Here is a 15,722-nt window from a genome sequence, read left to right on the forward strand (position 1 = left end):
AGTCAAAATTTTAAGTAGCAAATTTCTCCATAACACGCCTGAAACCGCGCCATACACTCTTTGTTGCAGAACACTGTATCGTAGCATTCGCTTAGTAAAAATATTTAGTCTTTAAATTTCGCTTATTAGTAGCATTTTTCACTAAGAATAATCCTAATCCAATCTAAATTAACGCCCATTCTACTTTTTCGCCTCTATTAATCGCTGGAATAACAATATTCTATAATAATTACGCAATAGTATTTTCTTTCAACTATCCTATGTAACATGCTGTAATACATTCCAAGGACTTCATTTCATCATAATTCCATAATGAAAAATGGATGTTCGTGAAGTAGCTTTTCTTGAAAATCAAACAAGTTGCTGGCTTAAGGGTTATATAATGTATAACGCATTCACGACACTGCTGCGCCCGTTGCACCGGCACAGAATTACTTTATTAGCGCTATTAATTTCCGGCCTTTTAGTTAATCCAGCTTTGGCAGAAACACCGTATGACTCATTGATCATCAAAGCCAGAGCAGGGGATACCGCGCCGGTCCTTGATTATTTACAAAAAGAATCTAAAGCCGGGCCGCTTAATAGTGGTCAGGTTGATGACTGGCTGCAAATCGCCGGTTGGGCTGGGCGCGATCAGGAGGTCATTGATGTTTACGAAAGATATCATTCCTCGGTGAATCTGTCCTCGCGTGGACTGGCCTCTGCCGCGCGAGCATATCGCAATGAAAAACGTTGGGATCAAGCTCTGGCTCTCTGGCAAAGTAGTTTGAAGAAAGACCCCACTAATCCTGATCTCATTACCGGTATGATCATGACACAGGCTGATTCCGGCCGTGGTGGTGCGGCGTTACAACAGGCAAAAGAGTTGGCCGAGCGTAACCCTTCCGCGCAAAATTATATGACCCTGTCTTATCTCAATCGTGCCACTAATCGCAATTATGATGCGCTGCAGGCCTCCAGTGAAGCGGTGCGGTTGGCACCTGAATCTGAGGAGGTATTAAAAAATCACCTCGAAATTTTACAACGAAATCGCATTGCTGATCCGGCATTGCAACTGGCCAGAGAAAATCCGAAATTAGTGACGGCTGAGCAGTATCGACAACTTGAAAGAGATGCGGCGGCTGAACAAGTTCGTATGGCGGTACTGCCAACACGCAGTGAAACTGAACGTTTTTATATTGCGGATCAGGCCTTAGCTGATTATCAGGATTTGTTAGCGCGCTGGAGTAAAGACCCTGACGCACAGTCTGACTATCAGCGGGCGCGCATTGACAGACTCGGCGCATTATTGGTGCGTCGTAACACCGCAGAGCTGATTAAAGAGTATGAAAGTATGGAAGCTGAGGGCTATAAAATGCCTGACTATGCCCGCCGTTGGGCCGCTTCTGCCTATATTGATCGCCGGATGCCAGAAAAAGCCGCGCCGATCCTCACCAGTCTCTATTACGCCGACGGAAAAACATTCCGCAATAGTGATGATTTACTTGATGCTGATGATCTCTATTACGCGTTGAATGAAAGTGAGCAATTGGATAAGGCTCATCAATTCGCCAAGAACTACAGCGAGCAAACACCTTATCAGGTTGGGGTTTATGGCCTGCCGGGTAAAGAGCCAAATGACGATTGGATGGAAGGTCAGACCTTGCTGGTGCAATCTTTGGTCGCACTGAATGATTTGCCTGCTGCCCAGAAAAAACTGGAGACGCTATCCAGCACCGCACCCGCAAACCAGAACTTACGTATTGCTTTGGCGGGTGTTTATCTGGCCAGAGATTTACCGCGCAAGGCTGAGCAAGAGCTGAAAGCGGTGGAGTCGTTGGCACCACGCAGCCTTATTCTGGAACGTGCGCAAGCCGAAACAGCGATGGATTTGCAGGAATGGCGTCAGATGGAATTGTTAACTGATGATGTCATTGCGCGATCCCCGGAAGATGTCCCTTCGCAAGAATTAGACCGGCAACGCAAAGTTCATAATATGTATGAATTGCGCGTAACGGGTAACCGGGTCATCTCCTCTGGAAGCCCCATTACCGGTGATAAAGATTACGGTCTTGAGGCGATTTTATATAGCCCACCTATTGCCGATAACTGGCGCGTATTTGGCGGCGGGAGCTTTGATAATGCCCAGTTTGAAGAAGGTAAGGGTATCAATCGTGCGACCCGATTAGGGGGCGAATGGACTTCCCGTGACCACTGGGCGGAAGCTGAAGTGAATAATCAGAATTATGGTTTTGGCAATAAAACCGGATTCCGTTTAGCAACCTGGTATGACTTTAATGACCATTGGCGTGTGGGTGGTCAGGTGGAGCGATTGGCAAAAGATACGCCGCTGCGGGCGATGAAAAATAATATCACTGCCAACAGTGCCTCGGCCTTTGTATTGTGGAAAGCCGATGATCGCCGTGATGTTGAATTTAATGTCACCCCGTCTGATTTCTCTGACGGTAACAACCGTTGGGAATACGAATTGAATGGGCGTCAGCGCATCTGGACAGGGCCTTATCTGACGGCTGATTTCAATTTGGGCTTAGCCGCCAGCACTAACACCAAAGAAGACGTGATTTATTACAACCCGAAAAGGGATTTCACTTACGTACCAGCAGTGACCTTAAATCATATTATGTATCGCCATTATAAAACTATCTGGAGCCAGCAAGTGCAGCTGGGTGTGGGCGGCTACTGGGAGAAAAACTACGGTAATGGCCTGGTCACTACGGCAAGTTATGGGCAGCGAGTTCAATGGAATGATGTCGTCGATACAGGTTTAGCCGTTACCTACGACAAGCGCCCCTATGATGGTGTCCGTGAACATGACCTCTCACTCGCTTTCGATTTGAATTACCGTTTCTAAGGGAAGTCGCTATGGCGAAGATACTATTTTTTATCCGGATACTTGTAGTTGGAATGATAACGTTACTGGCTTCCGTCTGTTATGCAGAGAAACCGGTATTTGTTCCACCTGCCGAGCGCGCATTGCCGCTCAGTGAAAGGCCGTGGCAGAAGAATACGTTTGTGGTTATTGCTTATCATGATGTTGAAGATGAGTCAGCTGACCAACGTTATTTGTCGGTAAGAAGCAGTGCATTAAGCGAACAACTGGCTTGGTTGAAGGACAATCGCTATAACGTGGTTTCCGTCGATCAGATATTGGCGGCGCGTAATGGCGGCACTCCTTTACCTAATAAAGCTATTTTACTGACATTCGATGATGGCTATAGCAGTTTCTATAACCGCGTTTATCCATTGTTAGAAGCCAATAATTTAAGCGCAGTATTGGCTCCTGTAGGGACGTGGATCGATACGCCACCCAATAAAAAAGTGGATTTTGGTGGTTTAAGCACTGATAGAGATCGTTTCCTCACTTGGAAACAGATCACTGAAATGTCTAAGTCAAAGCTGATTGAAATCGGCGCACATACTTATGCTTCACACTATGGGGTGATTGCCAACCCACAAGGGAATACTGAACCGGCAGCAGCCAACCTGATTTATGACCCCAAGACCAAAAAGTATGAGACTGAAGCTGCATTTAAGCAGCGGATGGAAAAAGATATTTCGTTGATAACCGAGCGCATTATTAAAGCGACCGGTAAACAGCCGCGGGTTTGGGTGTGGCCATACGGCGCACCAAACGGCACTGTGCTCAATATCTTGCGCCAACATGGCTACCAAATGGCGATGACATTGGAACCGGGTATTGGCAATGTCAATGATCTGATGAATATCCCACGTATTCTGATCAGCAATAATCCGTCATTGAAAGATTTCGCCCAGCTTGTCACGTCGGTGCAGGAAAAAGACATTATGCGGGTGGCGCACGTCGATTTGGATTATCTCTACGATCCAGACCCGGCACAGGAAAAGGAAAATCTGGATAAATTAGTCCAGCGGATTTCCGATTTACGTGTCACTACCGTGTTTTTACAAGCATTTTCTGACCCGAAAGGGGATGGCAATATTCGCCAGGTTTACTTCCCGAATCGCTGGATCCCGATGCGTCAGGACTTGTTTAACCGAGTTGCATGGCAATTAGCTTCCCGCCCGGATGTTGACGTTTATGCCTGGATGCCGGTATTGGCGTTTGAGATGGACTCATCTTTACCGCGAATTCAACGTATTGATCCGAAAACCGGTAAGACCAGTATTGATCCGGACCAATATCGCCGTCTGTCACCGTTTAATCCTGAAGTTCGGCAGCGCATCATCGATATCTATCGTGATATGGCCTATAGCGCGCCAATTGATGGCATTCTTTATCACGATGACGCAGTGATGTCTGATTTTGAAGATGCCTCACCCGATGCGATTCGCGCATACCAAAAAGCCGGTTTCCCAGGTTCCATTGCAGAAATACGCAAAGACCCGGAAACCATGGCCCGCTGGACACGTTATAAGAGTAAATATTTGGTTGATTTCACCAATGAATTGACCCGTCAGGTCCGTGATATCCGTGGCCCGCAAGTCAAATCAGCCCGTAATATATTTGCTATGCCGATTTTAGAACCGGAAAGCGAAGCATGGTTTGCGCAGAATCTCGACGATTTCCTGGCTAACTATGATTGGGTTGCCCCGATGGCAATGCCGTTAATGGAGAAGGTGCCGTTATCAGAGTCTAACGAGTGGCTAGCGCAACTGGTGAATAAAGTTGCGCAGCGCCCAGGCGCACTGAATAAAACTGTTTTTGAACTGCAATCGAAAGACTGGACCAAACCAGAGGGCAGCAATGCCATCAGTGGCCCAATACTGGCAGGATGGATGCGCCAGTTGCAGTTAAATGGCGCGCAAAATTTTGGTTACTATCCGGATAACTTTATCACTGGCGAACCACCGCTAAAAGATGTCCGCCCTGTGCTATCTTCTGCCTGGTATCCTTTATATGATCGATAGAATTATTGCATTACTCATCCTATGCCTGGTGCTGAGTATTCCCGCGGGAATGATCCTGCTCTTTACCGGCGACGTGTTGCTGAATTTTGTCTTCTTCTATCCGCTGTTTATGTCCGGTATTTGGATAACGGGTGGTGTCTATTTCTGGCTAAAGCGAGAAAGACACTGGCCGTGGGGCGATGATGTGCCGCCCCCGGAGTTGAAAGGCAACCCACTGGTGTCAATTCTAATCCCTTGTTTTAACGAGGGGTTGAATGCGCGGGAAACCATTCACGCAGCACTGGCACAGACTTACACCAATATCGAAGTGATCGCTATCAACGATGGTTCCAGTGACGACACGGCGCAAGTGCTGGATGCCTTATTGGCTGAAGACCCACGCTTGCGTGTTATTCACTTGGCTCATAATCAGGGTAAAGCTATTGCCTTGCGGATGGGGGCAGCGGCAGCGCGCAGTGAATATCTGGTGTGTATTGATGGTGATGCTTTGCTGGACAGTAAAGCGGTGCCTTATCTGGTCGCGCCATTGATTGCTAACCCGCGTACCGGAGCGGTAACAGGTAACCCGCGCATCCGTACCCGTTCGACCTTGATTGGCCGGGTTCAGGTAGGGGAGTTCTCTTCTATCATTGGGCTGATTAAACGAACTCAACGGGTTTACGGGCAAGTCTTTACCGTTTCTGGCGTAGTGGCTGCTTTTCGCCGTAGAGCATTGGCGGATGTCGGTTACTGGAGTCCGGATATGATAACTGAAGATATTGATATCAGTTGGAAACTCCAGATAAGACATTGGTCAGTATTCTTTGAACCACGGGGCCTGTGCTGGATTTTGATGCCAGAAACCTTAGGGGGTTTGTGGAAGCAGCGCCTACGCTGGGCGCAGGGTGGGGCAGAGGTTTTCCTGAAGAATATGTTCAAGCTGTGGCGCTGGCGTAATCGCCGGATGTGGCTATTGTTCCTTGAATACTCACTGTCTATCACTTGGGCCTTTACTTACCTGTTTAGTATCATCCTGTTCCTGCTGGGCCTGGTTATTACCTTACCACCAGGCATTCATGTGCAGACTGTGTTCCCGCCAGCCTTTACCGGCATGGTATTGGCCCTGACCTGTCTGTTGCAGTTTGCTATCAGTTTGGTGATTGAACGGCGCTATGAGCCTAAACTGGGTAATTCACTATTTTGGATTATTTGGTACCCAATGGTTTATTGGATGCTCAGTTTGTTCACCACCGTTGTTTCGTTCCCAAAAGTGATGCTGAACACCAAACGTAAACGTGCGCGCTGGGTCAGCCCAGACCGCGGGATCGGGAGGGTTAAACCATGAGTGCGCCTCTGATTCATACTGAGCAGCGGCTGCTACCGCGCTTAATTGATATAATTATTACCGCTTTAGCCTGGTTCGGTTTTATCTTCCTGTTTGTGAAGGGCTTTTTGGATATGATCCACCGCGCCCCGAACATGGGGCCGATCCCGTTTAGAATGTACATTTTGGCCGGTCTGACGACGTTGGCGCTCTATGCAGCTATTGCGGCATTTAATGCCATTGTGCTGATCGTTTGGGCCAAATATAACCAGATACGTTTTCAGGTTGAGCGCCGTGGGCACCGTCCTCATTTGGATGACGATGAACTCGCCGATAGCATGGAAATGACGGGGGAGATGATTGCCCAATTAAAAGCAGGTTCGTGTCTCACCCTGTATAACGATGAACACGGGCAACTGTTGGAAGTCAAAGAAGGGTTACAACTTCCCGAAGTCGCACCGGTCGTTAATTTGCGACGAGGGTGATAAGCAATCACCGCTGAATACCTGATAGCAGGCCGCCCTGTGCTTATATCAGGTATTCAGAACCAACCAGTCTGTTATTTCCACCCCAGTATGTTATTTCTACCTAAGTTAATCGTGCCAAACTTTACTTTTAATCCCACCCTTTCTTTATATATTGCTATGATTTAGCCGGTATTGTTACGGGCAGTCATAATGAATATTCCTATGGAAGCGACATGACAAACGGGAGCACACAGTGAATCAAAACCCTTTCGGACAAATTATTGGTGCAGAATTACCGCAGTGGCAATCAGCGTTGCGGCCTCAACGAGAAATTTTACCCGGGCATTTTTGCTATTTGGCCCCGGTTGACTCAGATAAACATGAAGCATCTTTGTATCAGGCATATCACCTGATTTCCGATGCCAGTGACTGGACCTATTTTTATTGTGATCGGCCAGAGAGTGAAAATGATTTCCAGCAGTACCTGCAAACATTAATTAATGCGAAAGATGCTTTGCATTATACCGTAATGGATGCGCAAGCCGATGTGGCGTTAGGAACGGTTGGCTTACAACGAATTGATGAAAAGAATGGTGTGATTGAGATTGGCTCAGTTAATTGGTCACCGCTCTTAAAACGCAATTCAGCGGGCACTGAGGCCATCTATTTGCTATTACATTATGTATTCGACAAATTAGGCTATCGTCGTTGTGAGTGGAAATGTGATTCCTTAAATGGGCCTTCAAATGCGGCGGCAATGCGATTTGGTTTTCAGTATGAAGGGCAATTTCGACAGGCGATTGTGACTAAAGGGCGCAACAGAGATACCAACTGGTATTCCATTACTGACCGGGAATGGCCATTAATTAAACAGGCATTTAACGATTGGTTAGCGATGGGAAACTTTGATAGCCAAGGCAAGCAAAAGACGCGTTTACAAGATTTAAGAATCAGTCGCTAATGCTTATAAAATGATATAGCGCGATATTAAAAATAATTAGAGTAAAAAATGAGCAAACTAAAAAGTTATATTTTTTTACATTTTGATATCGCGAATTTTAAGAGTGTCATTATACTGTAATCATCTGGCGGTATTTTTCACACGGTGCACAGCTTAGGCTGTTATCTATCACTGCGGGGATCGCTAATGGTAAAGTCCATGATTGGGCTGTTAAGAAAAAACCAAAGTTTTATCCAGGCGACTCGTTGTTACGAGGGCATAAACTCCGACTCTCAAATTCCAGTATTACCATCATCATGTGCTGTTAATATATTATCGTCACCCGTATTCCCGTCCCTGGTTTCAACATCACGTAATAACTCCCCTTGCGATATTGTTTCCCTCCGGCTATTGAACCGGATGTCGACTCTATTCGCATTTTCATTGGCTATTATTGGCTGCAAAGGAAGCCAAAACCGCATCTGTATGTGAAACATAATCGCGCAGGCTTTCCTGCTGCGGTAGTTGAATCAAACTGAAAGGTGCCACTATGGGAAGACAGAAAGCAGTGATCAAAGCTCGTCGTGAAGCGAAACGCGTTATTAGACGTGATTCACGTAGTCATCGTCAGCGTGAGGAAGAAAACGTGACATCGTTAGTGCAAATGGGCGGTGTTGAATCAATAGGTATGGCACGGGATAGCCGTGATACCTCCGTTATTCAGGCGCGTACGGAAGCTCAAGGTCATTACTTATCAGCCATAGAAAGTAAGCTGCTCATCTTCGCCACCGGTGAAGCAGGGTGTGGTAAAACCTTTATTAGCGCGGCCAAGGCTGCTGAAGCATTAATTCACAAAGAAGTAGATAGGATAATTGTGACGCGACCTGTACTACAGGCAGATGAAGACTTGGGCTTCTTGCCCGGTGATATTTCTGAGAAATTCGCGCCTTACTTCCGCCCGGTGTATGACATTCTGCTGCGCCGACTCGGATCTTCTTTCATGCAATATTGTTTACGGCCGGAAATCGGTAAAGTCGAAATTGCGCCTTTTGCGTATATGCGCGGGCGTACCTTTGAGAATGCGGTGGTGATCCTCGATGAGGCGCAAAACGTGACCGCCAGCCAAATGAAAATGTTTCTTACCCGCCTCGGTGAAAATGTCACTGTTATCGTGAATGGTGATATCACTCAGTGCGACCTGCCGCGTGGGGTGAAATCAGGTCTTAGTGACGCACTGGAGCGTTTTGCTGAGGATGAAATGATTGGCATTATTCGCTTTGATAAACAGGACTGTGTCCGCTCTGCACTCTGCCAACACACCTTGAATGCCTATTCATAACTCAAGATTATGAATGGATGACCCGATAAAAAAGGGCAAGCGCATCAAACGCTTGCCCTTTGCTTATCCCCTTACGGGAATATCGACAAAGAATTGTCGCTACAACATAATCGTCATCATATACGCGGCAAACAAGGCCAGATGGGCGGTGCCGTTGAGCACGTTGGTTCTGCCGGTAGAGAATGAGATTTGCGACAGAATCAAGACACTGACCATGACCACGATATGTGGCGCTTCCAGGCCAAAGTTCAACTCCTGCCCAGTCAGTACGGCAATTAAGGTTACCGCTGGCACAGTGAGGGAAATCGTGGCCAGCACCGAACCGAAGAACAGATTCATCGCTCGCTGTACCTGATTTGCCAATACTGCTTTTAATGCACCCAACCCTTCCGGTGACAAGATAAGCAAAGCAATTAGGAAGCCGGTAAATTTAGCCGGTGCATTTAACTCAGTCAGCAGCGCTTCCAGTGGGTTGGCATCAAATTTAGTCACTGCGATTACCGCAACCAAATGAATCAACAGCCAAAATGTGTGCCACAGGCTACTGTGAGATGACGGTTTACCGTGATGCGGGTCACTTGGGTCATCGCCTTCGTCTTCATGTTCGTAGACAAACAGGCTTTGGTGGGTTTTGGTCTGGATCAGCAGGAAAACACCATACATCGCCGCCGAAATCGCGGCGACTACCAGTGATTGTGCCACGCTAAAATTGCCACCGGGCAGGGTACTCGGTAAGACCAGTACAATGATAGCCAGTGGGAAGATAGCCATCAGATACTGTTTGATACCGACCAGATTGACATGCTGAGTGGCAAATTTACGTCCACCGAGCAGCAACGACACACCCACCAATCCCCCGATAACAATCATAATGATGGAATAGAGTGTATCGCGCATCAAGGCGGGGGCGGCATCACCTGTTGCCATCATCGCTGAGATCAAGCTGACCTCCAGCACCACCACCGACAGACTAAGAATCAATGATCCATAGGGTTCACCCAAACGGTGTGCTAAAACGTCAGCATGACGTACCACACTAAAAGCACTGCTCAGGATACCGACCAGTGCAATCATGTTGATAACGATTACCGCAGCAAAATTGCTGGTATCACCCCAGATATTAAGAATAACCAGCGCAATAATAGGCAGGATAAGGGAGTATTCGTGATGGCGAGATTTAGATCGGCCAGGATCATTTTGCGACTTCATTTCGAGCACGCTCCTAATAACTTTACTGCATTAAACGGGCATTAGAGCCATTTAACGATAATTAAGCGCCATATTGCAGGCTAAGTAGCTTTAAGACTAACAAATAACAGGGAATTGTCGCAGGAAATTTACAAGGTTTTAACGAGGAAAGGTAAAAAAAGAGTCAGAAAAATGGACATCAGAGGATAATGCCCATTGATTTTACAGATATTAATAGGGTCTAGTCGTCAAGATTGTCCATCACTTCATGACGTTGGTGATGATAGTCCTCTTCATTGAGGCCTTCACGCCAATAGGGAACGGCATAAAGTTGTTGGCGTTCGCAGCCTTTTTCACGCCGGAGATAACGGCGTAACTGCACCACCATCCGATCTTCACCGGCCAGCCAAAATGTAGCTTCCTCCATCGGCAGTTCAAGTGCGCAGAATTGGGTGATAACTTCATCGGTTTTTTCAGTACCACCAATGACCCAACTCAGTTCAAAACCAGCCGGTTTCACCAGATTAAGCACATCCTGTGGGGTATCGACACGAATAATGGCATGACCCTGCGCATTGGCGGGTAATGTCTCTAATAGGGCCGCGATAGCCGGTAATGAAGAGGGGTCACCAACCAGATAGCTGTATTCAGCCGCTGGCAGCATGGTTTCAGGGCCGCCTGGATTGGTAATGCCTATCCAGTCACCTGATTTAGCATTGCGGGCAAAATTAACCGCTGGGCCGCTGTGGTCATGAAGTGCAAATTCAATGTCTATTTCACAAAGTTCAGCTCTGATGGCCCGAACCGAGTAGGTTCGAACAATCGGGCGTACTTCTGCTGCTGGCCATTGTGGGCCTTTCTCACCAAGCACCGGCAGTTCCGGCTGTGTTTGGTGTGCTAATGGCAGGAAGACTTTTAAATGTGCACCGGCACAATCTGTCGGGTAATTGTGCAATGTCGGACTGTAAAAAGTGACTCGGCGTAGGTGTGGGGAAGTGTCTACCACCTTTTTGACTTGCACCAGGCGCGGAGGGGTTGGACGGTATTTGGGTTTTGCTGCGGTTGATTCTATGGTCACAGTTTATCCTTCTTATCTTATGGCGTTTTATTCTTGTTCGTCAGCAGCATGGATGCGGCTTATCAAGGCATAAACTATATCACCAACTAATGTTAATGATAATTATTTGCATGAGTGGAATGTAAGGAAAACGAAAAGAGTGAGTTGCCCCGCCAGAGTGGGGGGCAAAAATGTGATTTAGCGAAGAATTAGCTGATAGGTTGCACAATAGCCACACGGCGGAAATGCATTCGTAGCCGTAACATGGTCACCAGTGCCACAATCATCACCGCCATCGCGGCAAGAGGGAGTTGTTGTAAGTGTAAGCCAAATGCCAGCAAGGTACCACCGAGCCAGGCCCCTAACGCATTGCCTAAATTGAACGCACTCTGATTAAAGGTTGATGCCAGATTAGGAGCATCTCTGGCTTGATCCACCACCAATAGCTGCAACATTGGACAAAGGGCAAAAGCCACAATACTCCAGATGAACAAGGTTAGAACTGCCGGTAAGTAAAAACCAATGGTGTAATGCAATGCCAGCAAAATACCTATCAAAATGGCAATCAGACGTGTCATTGAGCCGACCAGATTTTTATCACCTAACCGGCCACCCAGCACACTGCCAATGGATAATCCAACGCCGAGGATCAGCAAGACAATCGTGACACCATGTTCAGAAACACGGGTAACCTCGCGCAGCAGGGGGGCAATATAGGTGAAGACGGTAAACAGACTGGTATTGGTTAACACTGATAGCAGTAAAGCGGTTTGCACTTTTTTCTGCATCAACGTTTTGAACTCTAATTTCGGGCTGATTTTCTTCATCGGAATATTGCTAGGTAACCAGGCGATCACGGCGATGATGGCGACAATACCGATGGCGCTAACTCCCCAGAATGCCGCACGCCAGCCGAAAGCTTGTCCAATGGCCGTGCCCAATGGCACGCCGAGCACATTTGCCAGCGTGACCCCCATAAACACTAATGCAATTGCCCGCGCACGGCGATTGGGCTGAACCAAATCGGTGGCGACCACTGAAGCTAATCCAAAGAATGTGCCGTGACACAATGCCGCAATAATACGTGCAGCCATCAGCAAGTTATAAGTTTCAGCCAAGGCACACAGGATATTGCCGATAATAAATAAAACAATTAAACCCAATAGGGTGGATTTACGCGGCACTCGTGCTGTTGCAATGGCCAACAGTGGAGCACCAATGACCACGCCCATAGCATAGACTGATACCAACATTCCGGTTTTAGGGATACTGACCCCGAGATCATGGGCGACTTCTGGTAATAGCCCCATAATGACAAACTCGCTGGTACCAATGCCAAAGGTAGCAATGGTCAGCGCGATAATAGCCAACGGCATGAATAACTCCTGAACCGGCTCAACAGGCATGAAGAGACTGAAGAATAGTCTTTGCAGGTAAATTTAATCGGCCGATTCTAGCACTGCCCCAAAATAGCGTCTAACGGCAAAGTGCTATATTAAAAAGTTATTTAATATAGCTGATTTTATTCTTGTGTATTCACTTGCGCAAAATTGGTCATTTTCTACAAATATTTATTTTTTTGATAATTAAGCCTATTTTTCAATTTTTTGGCTATATCTAACTTTTTTTGTAAGTCATTAACTTTGTTTAGTACAAAAAAGCATAAACAACGGTTTTTTTGTATTTGTTTGTCTCTATTATCCCCGCGATTCTGTACCTCAATCAGAAAGAAAGGGGCAAAGTATGAATTTCCAACAGCTTAAAATTATTCGGGAATCGGCCCGTTGTAATTACAATCTGACTGAAGTGGCAAATACATTATTTACCTCGCAATCGGGTGTGAGTCGGCATATTCGCGAGTTAGAAGAAGAATTGGGTATTGAGATATTTATCCGGCGTGGAAAACGCTTGTTGGGAATGACTGAGCCGGGCAAAGAGTTACTGGCAGTTGCAGAGCGCATGTTAAATGATGCCAATCAAATTCGCCGCCTGGCTGATGTTTTTAGCAATAATGATAGTGGCCAGTTGCATATTGCGACCACGCATACTCAAGCCCGTTACAGTTTACCTCGGGTGATAAAAGAGTTTCGTCTGCTGTATCCACAGGTCAAACTGGTTATTAGCCAGGGAAATCCACAAGAAATTGCGGCGATGCTGCAATCCGGTGAGGCTGATATTGGGATTGCCACTGAAGTACTGATGAGTGATGAATCTGTCGCGGCATTTCCTTATTACCGTTGGCATCACGCGATAGTGGTACCCGAAAATCATCCATTAACACAAGAGCCAAACATCACGCTGGAAACCTTGAGTACCTTGCCATTAATTACTTATCGCCAAGGGATAACCGGCCGATCACGGTTGGACAATGCCTTCAAAAATGCCGGATTAACCCCCGATATTGCCCTCAGCGCACAAGATTCTGATGTGATTAAGACCTATGTCGAGCTAGGCATGGGAGTGGGGATTCTGGCGGATATGTCGTATGAAGCACATCGTGACAAGGGGCTGGTGCGCCTTAATGCAGAGCATTTGTTTGACGCGAATACAGTGTGGTTAGGATTAAAACGAGGTCAGTTACAACGTAACTTTATCTGGTTCTTTATCCAGCTCTGCAACCCAACACTTTCTCTGCATGATATTAAAGAGAAAGTGTTGGCAGAAGCCCCAGACGAAGTGGTGATTGATTACCAGATTTAGTCCCTATGTGAGTCGGGCTGGCGATTATGTAACATCGTCAGTCAAGGTCATCATTGTCCGGGGTAAATCGTACCCGTACTTCTGTTCCACCTTCTTCCCGTTGGCGGATATCACAATGCCCATGCAGGCTGGCAGCTCGGTCTTGCATAATCATTAGACCGTAATGATTCGGCCGTTTGCTGGCTTGACCAATGCCACAGCCATTGTCGAGGATTGACATGATGACATCACCTTGCTCCACCGTGACTTTAACGACGGCCTCAGTGGCGTGGGCATGTTTATAAATATTATTCAGCGCTTCACGGGCAATATTGACCATGTGAATGGCTTGATGGTTGGGAATAGAGTCTGATGGTAAGTTGAAATCGAGTGTAATGGGTAAGTTGGCGCGCTCACTGAATTCATTGACTAAGTTTTGGAGTGCGGCTTGCAATGTCGCTTCATTGAGTTTCAAACGAAATGTGGTTAGCAACTCCCGCAGTTGGCGGTAGGCGATATTAAGTTCATCGCGCATTTGTTGTATCAATAGTTTACTGGGTTCGGGTAAGTCCGGAACTTGCATCTGCAAACAGCTAATTTGTATTTTCAGGCAGGAAAGAGATTGCGCGATGGAGTCATGCAGTTCGCGCGCAATGGCTGAACGCTCCTCCATCAACAGGAGTTGCTGCTGATGTCTCGCCTGACTTTCTAGTGCCAATGTGCTGGTCAATTGCTCGACTAACATATTCACCAACTGTTGCTGATCGGAATTAAGTGGTGTTTCTGATGGGAGCTTTGCCAGTAATAAACCATATTGACCCAGCTTATCGCTCAAACTCCAGCTTAGTGATTCCCGCGCTGTCGGCGGGTTCGTGACAATGAATGACCCGCTAATAGTTAATTGTGTCGGTCGATTTTGTGGCGGTAAATATTCACCATCTAAATGGTCAGCCAGGTGTGAGCGATAAAGGTGATTCTCGTATAAACAGATTTGCACATTTTCTAGTGGTGTCAGGGTTTGCAACTGTTCAATGACTGGCACCAAACGTTCACTCAATGGTTGAGGGGTATGCAGTTGGCGACTGCTGTGATAAAGAAACGCCAGCACCTGGTTTTTCTGTTGCAAGTCTGCTGTTTTCTGCGCAACTCTCTGTTCCAAATCACTGTATATCACTGACAGTTCCTGCGACATTCTATTCAGTGCTGTGCCCAACATCCCCATCTCATCGCGCTGATAAGGCAGAGAGAAGCGCTGACTAAAATCACCGCGTCCGATGGCATTCGCCATTGAAATCAGTTGCAGCCACGGGCGCAATAAACGGCGGCGAAGGTAATAAATGGTGGCGAGCATCAACCCTAGTGTCAACACAATGAACACCAACTGAATCATCGTCACCAGCAGTAGGCGCTGCTCGGTTTTATGGTCAATGGCTAATACCAATGCATCAAGCTGGTGGACAAAATCGGCCACATTGGCGGCAACATCATCGGGCTGCTTAGCTTGTAGCAGTTGTGGTTTTAAGGTGCTTTGCCAGTAACGTTCGATTTGTTGGTATTGACGGGTTAAACCCTCCCGCTGGAGGGCGTGTTGTAAGTCATCACTGGTTTTATCCTGCTCCAGTGCCGCTAAATAGGGTAGATCCCCTTTATCTAGCGGCACCATGGAAAGCAGCCGGTAACTTTGCATCCGCAGAGAACCTGCTTTATTGATGGCGTGCGCGTTACCTTGAATGCTTTGGGCCATCCATGACGAGATCGTCATACCAGCCAGCCCCAACATGCCCAGTAGTATCATCAGCAAAGCAATCTGATTAACTAATGGAATTAGGTAACGTTTCATAAAGCGGGATCCCTGTCATTAA

At 46.9% G+C, this 15,722-nt stretch carries 11 protein-coding genes; 7 read left to right on the plus strand and 4 right to left on the minus strand.

All coding sequences use genetic code 11. The features are described 5' to 3' along the window. The first annotated feature begins 382 nt into the window (after positions 1–382). From pgaA to phoH, 6 genes are all read left to right on the plus strand, one after another. A complete protein-coding gene (gene pgaA / locus QSV56_RS10400; protein WP_050162519.1) occupies positions 383–2,851 on the plus strand; it encodes a poly-beta-1,6 N-acetyl-D-glucosamine export porin PgaA in 2,469 nt (822 codons plus the stop codon). An 11-nt stretch (positions 2,852–2,862) separates the two neighbouring features. Then, complete coding sequence (gene pgaB, locus QSV56_RS10405; RefSeq protein ID WP_046051033.1) at positions 2,863–4,887, plus strand: poly-beta-1,6-N-acetyl-D-glucosamine N-deacetylase PgaB; 2,025 nt, start codon at positions 2,863–2,865, stop codon at positions 4,885–4,887. After that, the gene (gene pgaC, locus QSV56_RS10410; protein WP_005164390.1) at positions 4,877–6,211 is read left to right on the plus strand and encodes a poly-beta-1,6-N-acetyl-D-glucosamine synthase; all 1,335 of its coding nucleotides are present in this window, start codon (positions 4,877–4,879) and stop codon (positions 6,209–6,211) included. The genes pgaB and pgaC overlap by 11 nt, the downstream gene beginning before the upstream one ends. Beyond that, a complete protein-coding gene (gene pgaD / locus QSV56_RS10415; protein WP_019079208.1) occupies positions 6,208–6,675 on the plus strand; it encodes a poly-beta-1,6-N-acetyl-D-glucosamine biosynthesis protein PgaD in 468 nt (155 codons plus the stop codon). The genes pgaC and pgaD overlap by 4 nt, the downstream gene beginning before the upstream one ends. A 235-nt stretch (positions 6,676–6,910) precedes the next feature. Continuing rightward, a complete protein-coding gene (locus QSV56_RS10420) occupies positions 6,911–7,618 on the plus strand; it encodes a GNAT family protein (RefSeq protein WP_046051032.1) in 708 nt (235 codons plus the stop codon). Positions 7,619–8,147: 529 nt separating this feature from the next. Next, positions 8,148–8,936, plus strand: coding sequence for a phosphate starvation-inducible protein PhoH (gene phoH / locus QSV56_RS10425; RefSeq protein WP_005169005.1), 789 nt, complete (start codon positions 8,148–8,150; stop codon positions 8,934–8,936). A 99-nt stretch (positions 8,937–9,035) separates the two neighbouring features. On the opposite strand, the gene chaA is transcribed toward phoH, so the two are convergent. The 3 genes from chaA to QSV56_RS10440 all read right to left on the minus strand — a co-directional run bounded on the left by chaA (position 9,036) and on the right by QSV56_RS10440 (position 12,557). Beyond that, positions 9,036–10,145: a sodium-potassium/proton antiporter ChaA gene (gene chaA, locus QSV56_RS10430; RefSeq protein ID WP_005178667.1), complete on the minus strand. Its 1,110-nt coding sequence runs from the start codon at positions 10,143–10,145 to the stop codon at positions 9,036–9,038. Positions 10,146–10,365: 220 nt separating this feature from the next. Next, complete coding sequence (locus tag QSV56_RS10435; protein ID WP_046695073.1) at positions 10,366–11,202, minus strand: siderophore-interacting protein; 837 nt, start codon at positions 11,200–11,202, stop codon at positions 10,366–10,368. Positions 11,203–11,390: 188 nt separating this feature from the next. Then, complete coding sequence (locus QSV56_RS10440) at positions 11,391–12,557, minus strand: MFS transporter (RefSeq protein ID WP_019079212.1); 1,167 nt, start codon at positions 12,555–12,557, stop codon at positions 11,391–11,393. A gap of 367 nt (positions 12,558–12,924) precedes the next feature. On the opposite strand from QSV56_RS10440, the gene cbl reads away from it, so the two are divergent. Then, complete coding sequence (gene cbl, locus QSV56_RS10445; protein WP_013649771.1) at positions 12,925–13,881, plus strand: HTH-type transcriptional regulator Cbl; 957 nt, start codon at positions 12,925–12,927, stop codon at positions 13,879–13,881. A 37-nt stretch (positions 13,882–13,918) separates the two neighbouring features. Here the strand turns inward: cbl and narX are convergent, their stop codons facing one another. After that, complete coding sequence (gene narX, locus QSV56_RS10450; protein ID WP_050298115.1) at positions 13,919–15,700, minus strand: nitrate/nitrite two-component system sensor histidine kinase NarX; 1,782 nt, start codon at positions 15,698–15,700, stop codon at positions 13,919–13,921. Between the last annotated feature and the right edge of the window lie 22 nt (positions 15,701–15,722).

Source organism: Yersinia sp. 22-579 (assembly GCF_030433455.1).
Taxonomy (GTDB): domain Bacteria; phylum Pseudomonadota; class Gammaproteobacteria; order Enterobacterales; family Enterobacteriaceae; genus Yersinia; species Yersinia enterocolitica.

Coding starts and splice junctions, on each gene's coding strand:
- QSV56_RS10440 (WP_019079212.1), bottom strand. CDS start 12,557: ATGCCGTTGGCTATTATCGCGCTGACCATTGCTACCTTTGGCATTGGT.
- phoH (WP_005169005.1), top strand. CDS start 8,148: ATGGGAAGACAGAAAGCAGTGATCAAAGCTCGTCGTGAAGCGAAACGC.
- cbl (WP_013649771.1), top strand. CDS start 12,925: ATGAATTTCCAACAGCTTAAAATTATTCGGGAATCGGCCCGTTGTAAT.
- pgaC (WP_005164390.1), top strand. CDS start 4,877: ATGATCGATAGAATTATTGCATTACTCATCCTATGCCTGGTGCTGAGT.
- pgaD (WP_019079208.1), top strand. CDS start 6,208: ATGAGTGCGCCTCTGATTCATACTGAGCAGCGGCTGCTACCGCGCTTA.
- narX (WP_050298115.1), bottom strand. CDS start 15,700: ATGAAACGTTACCTAATTCCATTAGTTAATCAGATTGCTTTGCTGATG.
- chaA (WP_005178667.1), bottom strand. CDS start 10,145: ATGAAGTCGCAAAATGATCCTGGCCGATCTAAATCTCGCCATCACGAA.
- pgaB (WP_046051033.1), top strand. CDS start 2,863: ATGGCGAAGATACTATTTTTTATCCGGATACTTGTAGTTGGAATGATA.
- pgaA (WP_050162519.1), top strand. CDS start 383: ATGTATAACGCATTCACGACACTGCTGCGCCCGTTGCACCGGCACAGA.